The organism is uncultured Aliiroseovarius sp. (genome assembly GCF_947497285.1).
Lineage (GTDB): Bacteria > Pseudomonadota > Alphaproteobacteria > Rhodobacterales > Rhodobacteraceae > Aliiroseovarius.
In genome coordinates this window covers 156,388-172,077 of sequence record NZ_CANMFT010000006.1, presented here as the reverse complement: position 1 = coordinate 172,077, position 15,690 = coordinate 156,388, and the positions used below count along the sequence as shown (strand labels likewise).

At 60.7% G+C, this 15,690-nt stretch carries 16 protein-coding genes; 6 read left to right on the top strand and 10 right to left on the bottom strand.

Annotation, left to right across the window (positions count from 1 at the left end; genetic code table 11):
* Positions 1-52 precede the first annotated feature (52 nt).
* From Q0864_RS12200 to Q0864_RS12185, 4 genes are read right to left on the bottom strand one after another with little or no spacing between them, the layout of a single operon-like run.
* Positions 53-463, bottom strand: coding sequence for a DUF934 domain-containing protein (locus tag Q0864_RS12200; RefSeq protein WP_298570181.1), 411 nt, complete (start codon positions 461-463; stop codon positions 53-55).
* On the bottom strand, positions 460-1,200 hold the full coding sequence (locus tag Q0864_RS12195) for a phosphoadenylyl-sulfate reductase (RefSeq protein ID WP_298570159.1): 741 nt from the start codon (positions 1,198-1,200) through the stop codon (positions 460-462). The genes Q0864_RS12200 and Q0864_RS12195 overlap by 4 nt, the downstream gene beginning before the upstream one ends.
* Positions 1,190-2,860, bottom strand: coding sequence for a nitrite/sulfite reductase (locus Q0864_RS12190; protein WP_298570150.1), 1,671 nt, complete (start codon positions 2,858-2,860; stop codon positions 1,190-1,192). Before Q0864_RS12190 ends, Q0864_RS12195 begins: the two co-directional genes overlap by 11 nt.
* Positions 2,853-3,194, bottom strand: coding sequence for a DUF2849 domain-containing protein (locus Q0864_RS12185; RefSeq protein WP_298570130.1), 342 nt, complete (start codon positions 3,192-3,194; stop codon positions 2,853-2,855). The genes Q0864_RS12190 and Q0864_RS12185 overlap by 8 nt, the downstream gene beginning before the upstream one ends.
* Before the next feature lie 140 nt (positions 3,195-3,334).
* Between Q0864_RS12185 and Q0864_RS12180 the strand changes: the two genes are divergently transcribed.
* A complete protein-coding gene (locus Q0864_RS12180) occupies positions 3,335-3,796 on the top strand; it encodes an Lrp/AsnC family transcriptional regulator (RefSeq protein ID WP_298570122.1) in 462 nt (153 codons plus the stop codon).
* Here Q0864_RS12180 and Q0864_RS12175 read toward each other — a convergent pair whose 3' ends face one another.
* Positions 3,797-4,972 carry a cytochrome P450 gene (locus Q0864_RS12175; protein ID WP_298570102.1) on the bottom strand — a complete coding sequence of 392 codons (1,176 nt, stop codon included), beginning with the start codon at positions 4,970-4,972 and terminating at the stop codon, positions 3,797-3,799. It abuts the gene before it with no gap.
* Positions 4,973-5,031: 59 nt separating this feature from the next.
* Here Q0864_RS12175 and Q0864_RS12170 point away from each other — a divergent pair, with 59 nt between their 5' ends.
* The 5 genes from Q0864_RS12170 (at position 5,032) to Q0864_RS12150 (ending at position 11,442) form a co-directional block, all read left to right on the top strand.
* Entirely contained in the window at positions 5,032-6,789 is a 1,758-nt protein-coding gene (locus Q0864_RS12170; RefSeq protein ID WP_298570094.1) for an ATP-binding protein, read from the top strand.
* A complete protein-coding gene (locus Q0864_RS12165; RefSeq protein WP_298570084.1) occupies positions 6,786-8,027 on the top strand; it encodes a sigma-54 dependent transcriptional regulator in 1,242 nt (413 codons plus the stop codon). Before Q0864_RS12170 ends, Q0864_RS12165 begins: the two co-directional genes overlap by 4 nt.
* A gap of 246 nt (positions 8,028-8,273) precedes the next feature.
* Positions 8,274-9,275 (top strand): TRAP transporter substrate-binding protein, encoded by a 1,002-nt coding sequence (locus tag Q0864_RS12160; protein WP_298570077.1) that lies wholly within the window; start codon positions 8,274-8,276, stop codon positions 9,273-9,275.
* Between the two features lie 112 nt (positions 9,276-9,387).
* Entirely contained in the window at positions 9,388-10,047 is a 660-nt protein-coding gene (locus Q0864_RS12155; RefSeq protein WP_248369297.1) for a TRAP transporter small permease, read from the top strand.
* 3 nt (positions 10,048-10,050) lie between these two features.
* Positions 10,051-11,442, top strand: a complete 1,392-nt coding sequence (locus Q0864_RS12150) for a TRAP transporter large permease (RefSeq protein ID WP_248369301.1) — start codon at positions 10,051-10,053, stop codon at positions 11,440-11,442.
* A 125-nt stretch (positions 11,443-11,567) separates the two neighbouring features.
* On the opposite strand, the gene Q0864_RS12145 is transcribed toward Q0864_RS12150, so the two are convergent.
* From Q0864_RS12145 to Q0864_RS12125, 5 genes are all read right to left on the bottom strand, one after another.
* Positions 11,568-11,762 (bottom strand): DUF2892 domain-containing protein, encoded by a 195-nt coding sequence (locus tag Q0864_RS12145; protein WP_298570045.1) that lies wholly within the window; start codon positions 11,760-11,762, stop codon positions 11,568-11,570.
* Positions 11,763-11,842: 80 nt separating this feature from the next.
* Positions 11,843-12,502: a Crp/Fnr family transcriptional regulator gene (locus Q0864_RS12140; protein ID WP_248369305.1), complete on the bottom strand. Its 660-nt coding sequence runs from the start codon at positions 12,500-12,502 to the stop codon at positions 11,843-11,845.
* Positions 12,503-12,527: 25 nt separating this feature from the next.
* Positions 12,528-13,400 (bottom strand): 3-hydroxyisobutyrate dehydrogenase, encoded by an 873-nt coding sequence (gene mmsB, locus Q0864_RS12135; RefSeq protein ID WP_298570031.1) that lies wholly within the window; start codon positions 13,398-13,400, stop codon positions 12,528-12,530.
* An 11-nt stretch (positions 13,401-13,411) separates the two neighbouring features.
* The gene (locus Q0864_RS12130) at positions 13,412-14,440 is read right to left on the bottom strand and encodes an enoyl-CoA hydratase/isomerase family protein (RefSeq protein WP_298570027.1); all 1,029 of its coding nucleotides are present in this window, start codon (positions 14,438-14,440) and stop codon (positions 13,412-13,414) included.
* The gene (locus Q0864_RS12125; protein ID WP_298570020.1) at positions 14,440-15,591 is read right to left on the bottom strand and encodes an acyl-CoA dehydrogenase family protein; all 1,152 of its coding nucleotides are present in this window, start codon (positions 15,589-15,591) and stop codon (positions 14,440-14,442) included. Before Q0864_RS12125 ends, Q0864_RS12130 begins: the two co-directional genes overlap by 1 nt.
* Positions 15,592-15,690: the final 99 nt, after the last annotated feature.

Sequence of the window (15,690 nt, the reverse complement as noted above, 5' to 3'; positions counted from 1 at the left end):
CAACGCCCCGCCCTTTTCTGTTGGTGTGTATAAGAGGGATCGGCGGAAGGGTCTAGCCGGTCAACCGCGACCGATAGTCATAGGCCTGCCAGTCCGCGCGCGACAGCCAATCGGCTTCGGGCTGGCGCAAGGACAGGTCTTCGCTGATCTGGACCTCGTCGAACCCGGACCGTCGCGCCATGGCGTATTGGTCCGAGATCACATGCCCATGTGCGCGCAGGCGACCCGTGTATCCCAACAGGCGCAACTGGCGACCCAGCGTGAAGCCACGCCCATCCGCGAAAGACGGAAAGTCGATGCGGATCATGTCAACGCCAGCCATCAACTGCGCCAGCGTCGCGGGGTCGGTGTCAGACGCCAGATGCAGCCCGCGCGTGTCGTTGGCGGCGCGCTCGTCGGGCGTGGCAAAGCCGTGATCCCAATCATCATGGCTAAAGCCTTGGTCTGTTACGATCACAGTCATGCGCTTGCTCCTATCCGCTGCATCTTGCCATCCACGAAATGAATGCCGCATTCGGTCTTTTCCGCCCCGCGCCAGCGCCCGGCGCGCGGGTCTTCGCCCGGTTTCACCGGCGACGTGCAAGGCGCGCAACCGATTGAAGGGAAGCCGCGCCCCACCAGCGGGTGACGGGGAAGGCGGTTGTTGATCATATAGTCGCGCACGTCCTCGGACGCCCAATGGGCCAGCGGGTTGACCTTCAGGCGGTTGTCTTCGGCCTCGAAGAACTGAAGATCGACGCGTTTGCCGCCCTGAAATCGCTTGCGCCCGGTAATCCAGCCGTCAAAGCCCTGAAGGGCGTTTTCCAGTGGCTCGACCTTGCGCAGGTCACAGCAGGCATCAGTGTCGGCCAGATGCAGGATGTTGTCCGGGTCGCGTTTGAACAGCTCGTTTGCGTCCGGGTGGATGACCCGCACATCGGTCAGGCCCAGCTTTTCCGAGACCTCGACCTGATACTCCAGCGTTTCCTGAAACAGCATCTGCGTGTCCAGAAAGATAACAGGAACTGTCCGATCAATGCGCGACACCATGTGCAACAGCACGACGCTTTCCGCGCCGAAGCTCGACACCATCGCCAGCGCGCCGATGGTGCTGTCGGTCAGGGCGCGTTCAATCACCGAGGTGGCCGAATGGTGCTTGTAGCGCGCATTCAGTGCGTCGATGCGTTCAGAGGGCGCGGGAAGGGGGGCTTCAAGCGGCATTGGTCTTGGCCTCCTCAGGGTAAAGCGCGGCTTTGAATGGGGCGTCACCCAGACGGCGGAAGGCGTCGATGAAACTCTCGCCCGCGTCTTCGCGCAGGTCCAGATAGGTCAGCACAAGGCGCTCTATGGCGGGCACGATCTGGTCATAGGCAAAGCCCGGCCCGGCACGTTTGCCGATCAGGGTGTCGGGCCCGGCGTCACCGCCAAGAGTGATCTGGTAGTTCTCGACGCCCGCGCGATCCAGCCCAAGAATGCCGATATGACCCAGATGGTGATGCCCGCAGGCGTTGATGCAGCCCGAGATCTTGATCTGTAGATGGCCGATATCGTGTTCGATCTTCAGCGCGTCAAAACGTTCAGCGATTTCTTGTGCGACAGGGATCGAGCGGGCCGTGGCCAAAGCGCAGTAATCCATGCCGGGGCAGGCGATGATGTCCGAGATCAAACCGGCATTCGCCGTCGCCATGCCGTGGTCACGCAGCGCGGCAAAGATCGCAGGCAGGTCGGCGCGGTGCACATGCGGCAGGATCACGTTCTGTTCGTGGCTGATGCGAATGTCGCCATGTCCGTATTGCTCGGCCAGATCGGCAATCACCCGCATTTGGTCGGCAGAGGCATCGCCCGGCGTTGCCCCATGTGCTTTCATCGAGATCGTAACGATCCCATAGCCATCGGCGCGGTGGTCGTCGACATTGGTGTCGCTCCACGACCGGAAGATCGGGTCGGCGTCGCGGGCGGCGTGATAGGCATCCAGCGGCACGGTCTTGAACGCGGGCGCTCTGAAATTCGCGGCGATATCGTTGAAATGCGCCTGATCGACGCCAGAGAAGAGCGGACGCAACTGGGCAAACCGCGCCTCGACCAGTTCGTTGATCTTGTCGATCCCGTTTTCCATCGTGGTGATCTTGATGCGCGCCTTGTATTTGTTGTCGCGACGACCCAGTGAGTTATAGACGCTGACGATTGCCTCGACATAGGGCAGCAGGTCGGCGCGGGGCAGGAAGTCTTTCAGCACCTGACCAACGACCGGTGTGCGGCCAAGACCACCCCCGACGATAATCTGATAGCCAACCTCACCCGCGTCGTTCTTCACGATGCGGATGCCGATATCATGCGCCTTGGTCACGGCGCGGTCGGCTTTTGATCCGGTCACGGCCAGCTTGAACTTGCGCGGCAGGAACTGGAATTCCGGATGGTCCGTGGACCACTGGCGCAAAAGCTCGGCGGTGGGGCGGGGATCTTCAACCTCATCGGCCGCAGCGCCTGCGAAATGGTCAGCGGTCACGTTGCGGATCGTGTTGCCCGAGGTCTGGATGGCGTGCATCCCCACATCGGCCAGCGCGTCCAGCATATCGGGAATATCCGCCAGACGCGGCCAGTTGTATTGGATATTCTGGCGTGTGGTCCAATGGCCGTAACCCTTGTCCCAACGCTCGGAAATCATCGCGAGCTGACGCATCTGATTGGGGTTGAGCGAACCGTAAGGGATCGCGACCCGCAGCATATAAGCGTGCAGTTGTAGATAGACGCCGTTCATCAGGCGCAGCGGTTTGAATTCATCCTCGGTCAGCGCGCCCGAGACGCGGCGCGCGACCTGCGCACGGAACTGGCTGACGCGGTTGCGCACGAAGCCTTCGTCGAAATTGTTGTAATCATACATGGGCGGCGACCCCCTGATAGGCTTGCGCACGGAAGGGCGCGGAGGCTTGTTTTCCATGGGCGCGGTTTGACGGGCCTTTGGCGCGGAAAACTTCGCGGAAATGGGTGGGAACGGGGCCATTGGGGCCAGCCTTGGCGTCGGCCAGATAGGCGCCAACAGCGATCTCGGGCTGGAGTTCGGCCAGCGCAAGCTGGGTGGCGGCCTCGGTCTCATCCTCGATCAACCAAGCCATACACATGTCACGCACCCAGGCACCATTCCGGGCCAGATAGATCACATCACCTTCGACAAGGTCGTTTGCGGTTACCACTTTGGGTGTGAAGGGGCGGGGCATGGCCGGTCCTTTCTTATTGCGTTCCCGCTCTATATAGGACATTTTCCCACCAAACGGCGATACGCCGCGCTAGATAAGGAATATTATTTCGGTTTTCGCCCTGCGCGGAACGCCTGGACCAAAAGAAGGAAAAAAACGAAATGTCTGTTCGGCTGGACGAGATTGACCGGAAAATCCTGCGCGAGCTTCAGCGCGATGCGGGGCAATCGCTGGACGTGATTGCCAAGAAAGTCGGGTCATCCAAGACCCCGGTCTGGAACCGGATTCGCAAGATGCGCGAAGGTGGGGTGATTGGCAAAAACACCATGGTGATGGATGCTGAAAGCCTTGGGTTCGAGGCGTGTTTCTTTGTTCTGATCCGCACCTCGGAACACGATGCCGATTGGCAAAAGGATTTCCTGAAGGCACTGATGGCGCGCCCCGAAGTGATGGAAGCGCACCGGTTGGCGGGCGAGATTGACTATATCCTGAAAGTCCGCGTCGAGAACGCCCGCGCCTATGACGAGTTCTATCAGGCGCTGATTTCCGAGGTGAAGATCTTCAACGTCACCGCGCTATTGTCGATGGAAGAGATCAAGTTTTCGACCGAGCTGCCGATCTGATCACGCCCTGACCATCAGCTTTTCCAGCCCGTGGAAGTGGTAGACATTGCCGAATTGCGGCGGAGCGGTCAGGCGCAGGTTCGGGCAGCGGTCAAACAGGATCGGCAGGGCGCGGGTCAGTTCCAGACGCGCCAGCGGCGCACCGATGCAGAAATGCGCACCCGCCCCGAAGGACGTGTTGGGTTTAACCGGGCGCGTTGGGTCGAAGATGTTCGGATCGTCCCAGATATCCGGGTCGCGATTGGCCCCGCCCAGAAGCAGCCCGATCTTGTCGCCGCGCTTGAAGTTTTCGCCGTAAAGCACTGTATCTTCGTAAACATATCGCGTGAACATGTGCAGGGGTGGGTCGAAACGCAGCGTTTCCTCGATGGTAGCATCGCGAGCCTGCGGGGCAAGGGCTGATGCGGGTGTTTGCTGCCCCAGAAGGGTTTTCACTGCAATCGCCATCGCGTGCACCGTCGCCTCGTGTCCCGCGTTCAGCAGAAGGATACAGGTCGAGATCAACTCGTCGCTGGATAGTTTCTCGCCTTCCGCTTCTGCGGCGATCAATTCAGTGATCAGGTCGTCGCGCGGGTCATTGCGGCGCTGGTCCACATAGTGGCGCATGAAGGCGACGAAGGCTTCGGTTGCAGCGATTGCCTCGTCCTCGACCGCGCGTGTGCGGCGCGCCTGATACATCGAGACCATGGCGTTCGACCATTTCAGCAAGTCGCTCTCCATGTCTTCGGGGACACCCAGCAAGCGGCAGATTACGACTATGGGTATGCGCGTGGCAAAAGCGGGCAACAGGTCAAATTCGCCCGATGGAAAGGCGTCGATCAGCTGATGCGCCAGTGCGTCAATCTCAGGCCCCAGACCGGCAATCCGGCGGCTGGTGAAGGCACGCAGCACCAGTTTGCGCAGGCGCGTGTGGCGCGGGGCTTCCAGTTCCAACATGGAATGCGCCTCGACCGCATAGAAGGGTGCGAGGTGGTCAGGAAACTCAAGCGGTTCAACGGGTTCGCGCCCAAACCGACGATCCCGCAACAGCGCATTCACTGCCCGGAAGCTGACCGCCATCGGCAGGTCATAATCTTCCCACCAGAAGATATCGCCACCTGCGCGGGCACGGTCATAGAACGCATAGGGGTTCTGGATGAAGTCGGGGTCGGTCGGGGACTGGGTCAGGCGCAACATCCGCGCATGGTCGTCAAAGCCGCTGGTCTTTGCAAGCGCGGCTTTCTATTCTTTCCCTCATGTTTCGATACCTGCGCACAAAATGGGTTTTTCCCTTTCTGCTCGGCACCCTTGCGATCAGCGCGGGCGTCTGGGCGGTGGCGTGGCGCGCGGCGCTGTCGCCCCTGTCCGAACAAGCGGCGTCCGAGCTTGCGCTGGCGTCTGACCAGCTGACGCGCCACCTGTTTCGCTATCGGGAACTGGCGGTGGTGCTGGCCGAACACCCCGTGCTGCGTGACCGCCTTGGCGGCGAAGCGGACAGCGAAGGCGAGGCGGACAGGCTGCTGCAAGCCATGGCCGATATGACCGGCGCACATCACCTGTCGCTGGTCGGTCCGGATGGAATGGTCTTGGCCGCGTCAGGAGAAGGCGAGGCGCAGGTTGACCCGCGCGCGCCGTTGATCCACCGCGCGCTGACTGGCGCTTTGGGGGTCGAGGCGCGATTTCAGCCAGTGCCAGACCGCCCCACGCAGCGCATTTTTTCCTTTGCAGCACCGATGCACGGGCAACGGGACCAAGCGCTGGGCACGGTGGTCGCGCGCACGGATTTGCTGGATTTCGAAGAAAACTGGCCATCGACCGCTGCCGCCCTCTTCTTTACCCTGAACGGCAAGCGGGTGTTTGCGGCCAACCGGTCCGAGCTTGTGAACGCAGAACGCCCCCGCGAAGGGTTCTTGAAAAACTCGGCCAGTCGCTGGACCGGGCACGAGGTCTGGACGCTGGACGCTGGGCCCTATCTGCCAGACCGGGCGATCCATCTGACGCGCGACTTGCCAGTGATCGGACTGACCGGAGAGATCTTGCTGGACACCGCACCAGCCGAACGCAGCGCCACCCTGTTGTCCGCCATCGCCGCCGCCATCTGCCTTGGCATTGGCGCATTGTTGCTTGCCGTTGGCGAACGCCGCCGCGCCTTGAACAAGCGCCTGCGGATGGAGGCCGCGGTGAACGCCCGCCTTGAAGCCCGCGTCGCGGAACGCACCACGGCGCTGTCCACGGCCAACGCCGACCTCGTGCGCGAAAACCGCGAACGGCGCGAGGCGGAGGCCGCGTTGAAAAAAGCGCAGGCCGATCTGGTGCAGGCCGGCAAACTGTCGGCCTTGGGTGAAATGTCCGCAGGGATCAGTCACGAATTGAACCAGCCGCTGATGGCGATCCGATCCTTTGCCGACAATGGCGCCGTGTTTCTTGAGCGGGGCCAGGCCGACATGGCGGGCCAGAATCTTGGCCGGATCTCGGAACAGGCGGGTCGAATGGACCGGATCATCAAGAACCTGCGTGCCTTCGCGCGGCAGGAAAGCGAACCGATTTCGGATGTGGATTTGGCGCAGGTCGTGGATCAGGCGCTTGAGATGTTGGCTCCTCGGATCAAGGCTGAGCGTGTGAATGTGGAGTGGCGGCGACCGGACGGCGCGCCGAAGGTGCGCGGTGGTGAGGTGCGGCTTCAACAGGTGGTGATGAACCTGATGTCCAACGCAATGGATGCAATGGCGGATCGGGTTCACAGAAAGATCGAGATCACGCTGGCGCCGTCAACCGACCGCGTGACCCTGTCGGTGCGCGACACCGGGCCGGGGATTGACCAGCCCGACCGGATTTTCGACCCGTTCTACACAACGAAAGAGGTCAGCCCGACCGAAGGGATGGGGCTTGGGCTGTCCATCTCTTACGGTCTTGTGCAAAGCTTCGGCGGGGCGATCCGGGGACGCAACCACCCTGACGGGGGCGCGATCTTCACCGTCGAACTTGACCGCGCCGGCGCGCAGGAGGCCGCATGACCAACACCGTCCTTCTGGTTGATGACGACGCCATGGTGCGCGAGGCGCTGGGCCAGACGCTTGAACTGGACGGCCTGACGACGATCCTTGCAGGCAGCTATATCGAGGCCAAGGATCACATCGTGCCGGGCTTTGATGGGGTGATCCTGTCCGACATCCGGATGCCGGGCAAAGACGGGTTCGCACTGCTTGCACAGGCCCAAGCGGTCGACCCGGAATTGCCGGTGATCTTGTTGACAGGCGAAGGGGACATCCCGACCGCTGTGCGCGGGATCAACGAAGGCGCGTTTGATTTTTTGGGAAAGCCCTGCGAGCCTGCCGCGCTGTTGGCGGTGGTCGGGCGCGCCTTGCGCACCCGTGCGTTGGTGCTTGAAAACCGCGCCCTGAAGGCGCGCACCGAGACGGGTGATGCAGCCGCGCGCCTGTTGATCGGGGACAGCGCCTTGGCCGAGGATCTGCGCAACCGGGTGCGGGCCGCCGCGCGCGCAAAGGCGGAGGTTTTGATCTGTGGCGAGCCGGGAACGGGCACCTCGAAGGTTGCGGAAGTGGTGCATCTTTTGTCGGGCGACGCGACGCGCCCGTTTATCAAGCTGCCTGCCTCTGGTCTGGCTTCCGTCACGCTTGAGGCCGCCTTTGAAAGGGTCGAAGGAGGCACGCTGTTTCTTGACGAGGTGGCCGCGCTTGAGGGATCGACGCAATATCAACTGCTGGACCTTCTGGATCGAGCAGGCGAGGCGCGGGTGGTCGCCGGCACCTATCGTGATCTGGAGGCCGAAGTCGCGGCGGGTCGGTTCAACCCCGATCTGTTTTACAAACTGGACGTGCTGCGCATCCGCATCCCGGCGCTGCGCGAGCGGAAGGATGATATTCCGGTGCTGTTTCGCCATTATGTCTCGATCGCCAGCGAACAGGCAGCCCTGACCCCGCCCGAGATCGAACATGATGTGATCGCCCGGTTGATGTCGCAGGACTGGCCCGGCAATGCGCGCGCGCTGATGAACGCCGCCATGCGCTTTGCGATGGGGCTGGGATTGGGGGACGCGGAAGGCACGGTGATTGACGGTCGTCCCGGCCTGACCGAGCAGTTGGCGCAGGTCGAACGCTCACTGTTGATCGAAGCGCTCAGGCGTCACGGGGGTGGCGCCTCGGCGGCGGCGAGAGAGCTGCAACTGCCGCGCAAAACCTTCTACGACAAGCTGGCCCGACACGGGATTCGGCCTGAAACCTATCGCAACTAACCAGGCGTGACCTGTGTGGATTTCCGCACAACTTCGGCAGATGGCTGTGCGAAAATCCGCCCAGACCGGTCTTGCTGCACTGATTGGGTGCCTAAATAACGCGCCGTAAAATTATGAAACTGATATGAAAAATGAAAAATCACGCCCGCGTGATCGTTTTTCTTGGTGCCGTTAGGGAACCGTGGCCCAATAGAACCGAGGCGCCCAACCGGGTTGCCCAAGGATAACTCTCTGGGAGGACACCATATGAAATTCCTGACCATGGCCGTATCAGCGATCGCGCTGTCGGCATCTGTAACCGCTGCATCTGCTGCATGTGATGAGGGCGAGATCGTCATCAAGTTCAGCCACGTCACCAACGCTGACAAGCACCCGAAAGGCATTGCGGCCTCGCTGCTGTCCGAGCGTGTGAACGAAGAGATGAACGGAACCGCCTGCATGGAGGTTTATCCGAACTCGACGCTCTATAACGACGATCAGGTTCTGGAAGCGATGTTGCAGGGTGACGTGCAATTGGCCGCGCCTTCGCTGTCGAAATTCGAAGCCTTTACCAAGCAATTCCGCATCTTCGATCTGCCCTTCATGTTCAAAGACATCAAAGCTGTGGACGAATTCCAAACGTCAGAAGCCGGTGTGGCGATGAAGGCCTCGATGGCCCGTCGCGGCCTGATGGGTCTGGAGTTCTGGCACAATGGCATGAAACAGTTTTCAGCCAACAAACCGCTGATTCTGCCGACCGACGCTGCCGGTCTGAAATTCCGCGTGCAGCCGTCTGACGTGCTCGTCGCGCAGATGCAGGCCTTGGGCGCAAGCCCGCAGCCGATGGCTTTCTCGGAAGTCTATGGCGCGCTGCAAACCGGCGTTGTTGATGGACAGGAAAACACCTGGTCCAACATCTATGGCAAGAAGTTCTTCGAAGTGCAGGATGGAACAACGGAAACCAACCACGGTGTTCTGGATTACCTGGTCGTGACCAATGTGGATTGGTGGGAAGGTCTGGACGCGGGCGTTCGCGACCAACTTGCCACGATCATGCGTGAAGTGACCGAGACCCGCAACGCAGCGGTTGGCGAAGTTGACGCAGAAGCGCGCCAAGCCGTGCTGGACGCTGGCGGAGTAATCCGCGAGTTGACAGACGAACAGCGGCAGGCGTGGCTTGAGGCGATGAAACCGGTCTGGTCGCAGTTTGAAGCAGACGTCGGTGCCGATAACATCGCTGCCGCACAAGAAATCAACGCAATGTTCTAACAGAACGCACCGGGGCCCGACCACAATTCGGGCCCCGGTTTTATCCCACTGATACGACCTGACCTGCGCCAAAGGTCACCGTCGTGCCCAGCTTCATGGGGAGGGGACAGCCATGAGCACACATACTCACAACACCAAAGGCTTCGAAGAAACGGCGATCGCGCTTATTCTTGGCCTGATGACGATGATCACCTTCGTGAACGTGGTCATGCGATATGTTTTCAATACCTCGCTGATTTGGGGGCTAGAGGTCACGTTGATCCTGTTTGCCTGGCTGGTGCTGCTTGGCGTCAGCTACGGCGTGAAGGTGACGGCCCATTTGGGTGTCGATGCGCTGACCAACCTGCTTTCAGACGGACCGCGCCGGTTTCTGGCGCTTCTCGCGGCGGCGATCTGCATCATCTATGCGTTTCTTTTGCTAAAGGGCGCGTGGGATTATTGGGCGCCCTATGCCTCGCTTGATCGCACGTCAGGCCGCTGGTTTCCGACCGGGTTTGAAAATACGCGGTCACAGGCGTGGTACATCACCGATCAGGTGCCGATGCTTGATTCCCTGCGCTTTTTGGAAGGCTGGATCAACGAGGGCGAAGCCTATGACAAATTTCCCCGCGTGATCCCTTATGCCATCCTGCCTGTCGGCACGGCGCTGCTGTTGTTTCGGTTCATCCAGGCGACGATCCGCATCTGGCGTGGCCAGCAAGACAGCCTGATCGTCAGCCACGAGGTGGAAGACGAGATCGAGCAACTTCAAGACACGCAGTCGGAGGCTTAACCCATGGACGTCATCTTCCTATTTGCCATGGTCATCGGGTTTCTGATGATCGGCGTGCCGATTGCGGTCGCCCTTGGCATGAGCTCTATCATCTTCCTTCTGCTCTTTTCCGACACCTCGCTCGCGTCGGTCGCGCAGAGCTTTTATCAGGCCGAGGCCGGGCACTATACGCTTCTGGCGATCCCGTTTTTCATTCTTGCCTCAAGCTTCATGTCCACGGGCGGCGTGGCGCAGCGGATCATCCGCTTTTCGATCGCCTGTGTGGGCCACTTTCGCGGTGGTCTGGCGATTGCGGGCGTCTTTGCCTGCATGCTGTTTGCCGCCCTGTCCGGGTCAAGCCCTGCGACCGTGGTCGCCATTGGGACAATCGTCATCGCGGCGATGCGTCAGGTGGGCTACACCAAGGACTTTGCCGCCGGTGTCATCTGTAACGCTGGCACGTTGGGCATTCTGATCCCGCCCTCGATCGTGATGGTGGTCTATGCCTCTGCCGTCGAAGTGTCGGTTGGCCGCATGTTCCTGGCCGGCGTCATTCCCGGCATCATGGCCGGTGTCATGCTGATGATCGCGATCTATGTGATCGCCACGATCAAAGACATGCCAAAGGGTGATTTCGCGGGCTGGAAAGAGATCATCGCCAGCTTCTCAGACGCGCTTTGGGGTCTTTTGTTGATCGTGATCATCATGGTTGGCATCTACGGCATCCCCGGTGTCACCGGCGCGCTGTTCACCCCGACCGAGGCTGCGGCGGTTGCCTCCGTCTATGCCTTCGTGGTTGCCACATTCATCTATCGCGACATGGGGCCATTGGCGGACAAGGGCGACGGTAAGAAGTCGCTGTTGCAACGGCCGCAGGCGCTGTTGACCGCGTTCTTCCACCCCGACACGCGTCAAACACTGTTCGAGGCCGGGCGCCTGACCATCACGCTGATGTTCATCATCGCCAACGCGTTGATCCTGAAACACGTTCTGACGGACGAGCAGATCCCGCAGCAGATCGCCGGTGCGATGCTGTCGGCGGGCTTTGGCAAGATCATGTTCCTGATCATCGTGAACATTATCCTGCTGATTGGCGGACAGTTCATGGAGCCGTCTGGCCTGATCGTGATCGTGGCGCCATTGGTGTTCCCGATTGCCATCGAGCTTGGCGTCGACCCCATCCACCTTGGCATCATCATGGTGGTGAACATGGAGATCGGGATGATCACACCACCGGTCGGGTTGAACCTGTTCGTCACATCCGGGGTTGCCGGGATGCCCATGATGAAGGTGGTGAAGGCCGCATTGCCCTTCCTGGCCGTGCTGTTCGTGTTCCTGATCATGGTCACCTACATCCCGTTCCTGTCGACATGGCTGCCGACGACGCTGATGGGGCCAGAGATCATCACGAAATAAGAAAGGGCGGGCTGCAGACGCGGCCCACCCTTTACAACACAACGCCGGGCGTGATGCGCCCGGCGTTTACCGTTTCACTCGCTACGCCTTTGGGTCTAGCAGCCAAAGGTTGCGAAACGCTGAACTCAGTTTTTCAGCTTGCAGGTGTTGATCCCCAGCAGCGTGTAAAGGCCACAAAATCCCAAGGCACCCGTTGCCAACGGTACGATACCGATCAGCGCCCAGATCGGGCCGCCTGCAAAGAAATACCAACCCAGCAGGGCAAGGCCGATTACAACGCGCACGATGCGGTCAATGTTACCAGTGTTTGTCTTGAACATGGTTTAGCTCCTTTTCCAGTTGCCTCACCTTACATATGGGGTGTCGCAAAGGCATGTGACGTGGTCACACAGAAAAAGGGTCAAAATGCCGCGCCTCGCACGACCTCGTTCAACGCTTTGCGGTTAAGGATCGTGACCGCGCCACGCTCGTGGCTCAGGCAGCCGGTCTGCGCCAGTTTTTCCAGCCGCCGCGATACGACTTCGCGCGCGGTGCCGATGGCGGTCGCCATTTCGGCTTGGGTCATGTGCAAACATCCGTCCGGGCCGGAACGGTCAAGGATCAGCGCGGCCAGACGTGCCTCGACAGACATGAAGGACACGTTCTCGATCAATTGCATCATCGACTGCATCCGGTCTGCAAACGCACCAAAGACCAGCCGCCGAAAACCGGGCGAGCTGTCAAGCAGGGCAAAGAAAACGTCGCGCGGGATCAGGACAAGGCGGGCCGGGGTTTCTGCCGTTGCCTCGGCCGTATAGGCGTCGCCACCCAGAAGACCCAAGGTGGACTGAATGCAGCTTTGGCCCGGTGCCACGCGATAAAGCAGGATGTCGCGCCCATTGGGGCCGATCAGGTTTACATCCACCTGACCGGACAGCATCACAACGTAGCCTTTGACCGCTTCGCCCGGACAGAACAGCACAGCACCGCTTGGCACCTCGACAGGGGCAAGCGTGTCCAGAAGTGCGCGCGCGGGCGCTTCCAGACCAGCAATTTCGTCAGTGTCTTGTGTCCAGCTCATAGCGCTAGACTAGGCGGATTGAACCTTAGCTGCGACCGCGTTTTTCAAACCGCGGCAACATGGCGGAAAAGTCCATGCCCTTGCCGTCTTCGTCTTCGACGAATTGGGTGTAAAGCGCGGTTGCGGCTTGGCCCAGCGGAGTGTCGGCGTCGGCCGCTTCTGCTGCTTGCTGGCTCAGGCGCAGGTCTTTCAGCATCAATTCGGCTGCGAAACCGGGTTTGTAGTCGTTATCGGCGGGGGATTGCGGACCAACACCGGGGGCCGGGCAATAGGCATTCATCGACCAGCTATAGCCGGACGAAGTGGAAACGACATCGAACATCTTCTGGCGGTCCAGTCCCAGCTTGTCGGCCAGCGCAAACGCCTCGCAGGTGCCGATCATGGTGATGCCGAGGATCATGTTGTTGCAGATCTTTGCGGCCTGCCCCGCGCCACTGTCGCCGCAATGCACGGCCTTCTGCCCCATGATGTCGAACAGCGGTTCGGCCTTCGCGAAGGCATCGGCCGAGCCGCCTGCCATGAAGGTCAGTGTGCCGCCGGATGCGCCGCCGACCCCGCCGGAGACCGGGGCATCAACGGGCAGCAAGCCGGCATCGGCGGCCTGTTTGGCCACGGCGCGGGCGCTTTCCACGTCGACGGTCGAGCAATCGACGAAAGCGGTGCCCTTGTCCATCGCGGGGATGATCTCGTTCGCCACGGCGCGCAGGATCTGTCCGTTGGGCAGCATGGTGATGACCACGTCCTTACCCTTGGCCGCCTCGGCCCCAGATGCGGCCATGGTGACGCCTTCGATATCGACCGGCGCCATGTCAAAGCCCGTGACCTCGTGGCCAGCCTTGGCAAGGTTCGCGGCCATTGGGCCACCCATGTTACCCAGTCCGATAAATCCGATTTTCATGGCAGGTCTCCTTAAAATGTCAGTTCGTTGTCGCCCAGCGGGGCCAACATGGCCGCGACAGCAGATGCGGGCAGGGTGTTCAGATCGTGTTTCCAATTGGGCGTGCGGTCCTTGTCGATCACGGCGGCGCGGATGCCCTCCATCAGGTCAGACTGCTCCAGCGCGCGATAGACAAAACGGTATTCAAGCTGCAACGAAGGGCGCACGTCATATGTGGTCGACAGGCGATGCGTGATTTCGACCGTGCAGGCCATCGACAGGGGCGAGTTGCGGCCCAGAAGCTCCAGCGTGTTGGTAGCAAAGACGCTGTCCTCTGCCTTCAGCGAGGCGACAATTTCGCCCAGACTGCCGCCGCCGAAATGCGCGTCGATCATTGGCTGCATCGCCGACAGGTTGCCGGGGATCGCCGGGATCGCAGCCTCATCAATGTGGCTTGGGTCGCCGGTGCAGATCAGCTCCGCCTTTAGCGCGGGCCATTCGGCTTGCCGGATCACATAATCCGCGAACCCCGCATGGATCGCATCGCCCGGTGCCATGCGCGCACCGGTCATGCCGATATATTCGCCCAATCGCCCCGGCGCGTGTGCCAGGATCAGCGAGCCACCCACATCCGGCACAAGCCCGATACCACATTCCGGCATCGCCATGCGCGACGACCGCGCCATGATCCGGTGCGAGGCGTGGCACCCAAGGCCCACGCCACCGCCCATGGTGAAGCCTTGCATGAAGCTGACAACCGGTTTGGGAAACTCGAACAGCCGCGCATTCATCCGGTATTCGTCGCGCCAGAAATTCTGCGCGCGGGTGGGATCGCCGGACTGGCCGATCTCGTAAATCTCGCGGATGTCGCCACCCGCACAGAAGGCCCTGTCGCCCTCGGCGTCGATCAGGATCAGCGCGACCTCGTCGTCGTCGATCCAGTCGATCAGGGCCGCATCAATCGCCAGACACATATCATAGGACAGCGCGTTCAGGGCCTCGGGGCGGGTCAGGGTGATCCGCCCGGCTTTGCCTTCTTTCCGGATCGAGATGTCAGACATCAGCCGCGGTCGCGTTCGGCCAGCAGTTGACGGGCGACGATCAGGCGCATGATCTCGTTGGTGCCTTCCAGAATCTGGTGCACGCGCAGATCGCGCACGATCTTCTCGATCCCGTAATCGGACAGGTAACCATAGCCGCCATGCAGTTGCAGGCAGCCATTGGCCACGTCAAAGGCCGCGTCCGTCACCATCAGCTTGGCCATGGCGCAGAATTTCGAGGCATCCGGTGCTTTGTTGTCCAGCTTCCACGCCGCCTGACGCAGGAATGTGCGCGACGCCTGCAGGCGGGTTTCGTATTCCGCCAGCTTGAATTGCAGCGCTTGAAACTGGTCGATGGTTTTGCCAAACGCCTTGCGCTCGCCCATATATTGCAGGGTCAGGTCCAGCGCCTTTTGCGCGCCGCCAAGCGCACCTGCCGAGATGTTGAGCCGCCCACCATCAAGCCCGGCCATGGCATAGACAAAGCCTTTGCCTTCTTCGCCCAGCAGGTTTTCGTGCGGCACGGCGCAATCGTCGAACTGCACCTGGCTGGTCGGCTGCGCCTTCCAGCCCATCTTGCGCTCATTCGCGCCAAAGCTCAGGCCGGGGGTGCCGTCTTCGACAATCACGGTCGAAATGCCCTTGGGACCATCTTCGCCTGTGCGGCACATGGTGACGTATACGTCAGAGTAGTTGCCCCCCGAAATGAACGCTTTGTTGCCGGTCAGCACATAGCTGTCATTGGTCTTCTGGGCGCGGGTTTTCAGCGCCGCCGCATCCGAGCCGGAACCGGGTTCGGTCAGGCAGTAAGAGAACACTTTTTCCATCGAACAGAGCGCAGGCAGCCATTTCTGCTTGTCTTCTTCCTTGCCGAACTTGTCGATCATGCCGCCGCACATGTTGTGGATCGACAGGAACGACCCGATCGCGGGGTCGGCCATGGCAAGCGCTTCAAAGACCAAGGTCGCGTCCAGTCGCGTCAAGCCCGAGCCGCCATATTCTTCGCTGACATAAATGCCGCCAAAGCCCAGCTCGGCCAGTTGCGGCCACAACTCTTTCGGGATGCTTTCCTCGGCCTCCCATTTCTCGGAATAGGGGGCGATGTGTTCTTCGCCAAATCCCTTGGCCATATCGAAGATGAGGGTCTGTTCCTCGGAAAGTGCGAAATCCATTTATCTCTCCCGTCCACGTGTATGTGGGTCACGTTATGGCGCAATTCTTACAGGAGTTTTTCAAGCGGTGGCAGAGTTCCGTCGCGTCGCAAATTGCCG

Bases quoted from the DNA above. Each gene is read 5' to 3' on its own strand.
- Q0864_RS12200 (WP_298570181.1), bottom strand. From the start codon at position 463: ATGACTGTGATCGTAACAGACCAAGGCTTTAGCCATGATGATTGGGAT.
- Q0864_RS12195 (WP_298570159.1), bottom strand. From the start codon at position 1,200: ATGCCGCTTGAAGCCCCCCTTCCCGCGCCCTCTGAACGCATCGACGCA.
- Q0864_RS12190 (WP_298570150.1), bottom strand. From the start codon at position 2,860: ATGTATGATTACAACAATTTCGACGAAGGCTTCGTGCGCAACCGCGTC.
- Q0864_RS12185 (WP_298570130.1), bottom strand. From the start codon at position 3,194: ATGCCCCGCCCCTTCACACCCAAAGTGGTAACCGCAAACGACCTTGTC.
- Q0864_RS12180 (WP_298570122.1), top strand. From the start codon at position 3,335: ATGTCTGTTCGGCTGGACGAGATTGACCGGAAAATCCTGCGCGAGCTT.
- Q0864_RS12175 (WP_298570102.1), bottom strand. From the start codon at position 4,972: ATGTTGCGCCTGACCCAGTCCCCGACCGACCCCGACTTCATCCAGAAC.
- Q0864_RS12170 (WP_298570094.1), top strand. From the start codon at position 5,032: ATGTTTCGATACCTGCGCACAAAATGGGTTTTTCCCTTTCTGCTCGGC.
- Q0864_RS12165 (WP_298570084.1), top strand. From the start codon at position 6,786: ATGACCAACACCGTCCTTCTGGTTGATGACGACGCCATGGTGCGCGAG.
- Q0864_RS12160 (WP_298570077.1), top strand. From the start codon at position 8,274: ATGAAATTCCTGACCATGGCCGTATCAGCGATCGCGCTGTCGGCATCT.
- Q0864_RS12155 (WP_248369297.1), top strand. From the start codon at position 9,388: ATGAGCACACATACTCACAACACCAAAGGCTTCGAAGAAACGGCGATC.
- Q0864_RS12150 (WP_248369301.1), top strand. From the start codon at position 10,051: ATGGACGTCATCTTCCTATTTGCCATGGTCATCGGGTTTCTGATGATC.
- Q0864_RS12145 (WP_298570045.1), bottom strand. From the start codon at position 11,762: ATGTTCAAGACAAACACTGGTAACATTGACCGCATCGTGCGCGTTGTA.
- Q0864_RS12140 (WP_248369305.1), bottom strand. From the start codon at position 12,502: ATGAGCTGGACACAAGACACTGACGAAATTGCTGGTCTGGAAGCGCCC.
- mmsB (WP_298570031.1), bottom strand. From the start codon at position 13,400: ATGAAAATCGGATTTATCGGACTGGGTAACATGGGTGGCCCAATGGCC.
- Q0864_RS12130 (WP_298570027.1), bottom strand. From the start codon at position 14,440: ATGTCTGACATCTCGATCCGGAAAGAAGGCAAAGCCGGGCGGATCACC.
- Q0864_RS12125 (WP_298570020.1), bottom strand. From the start codon at position 15,591: ATGGATTTCGCACTTTCCGAGGAACAGACCCTCATCTTCGATATGGCC.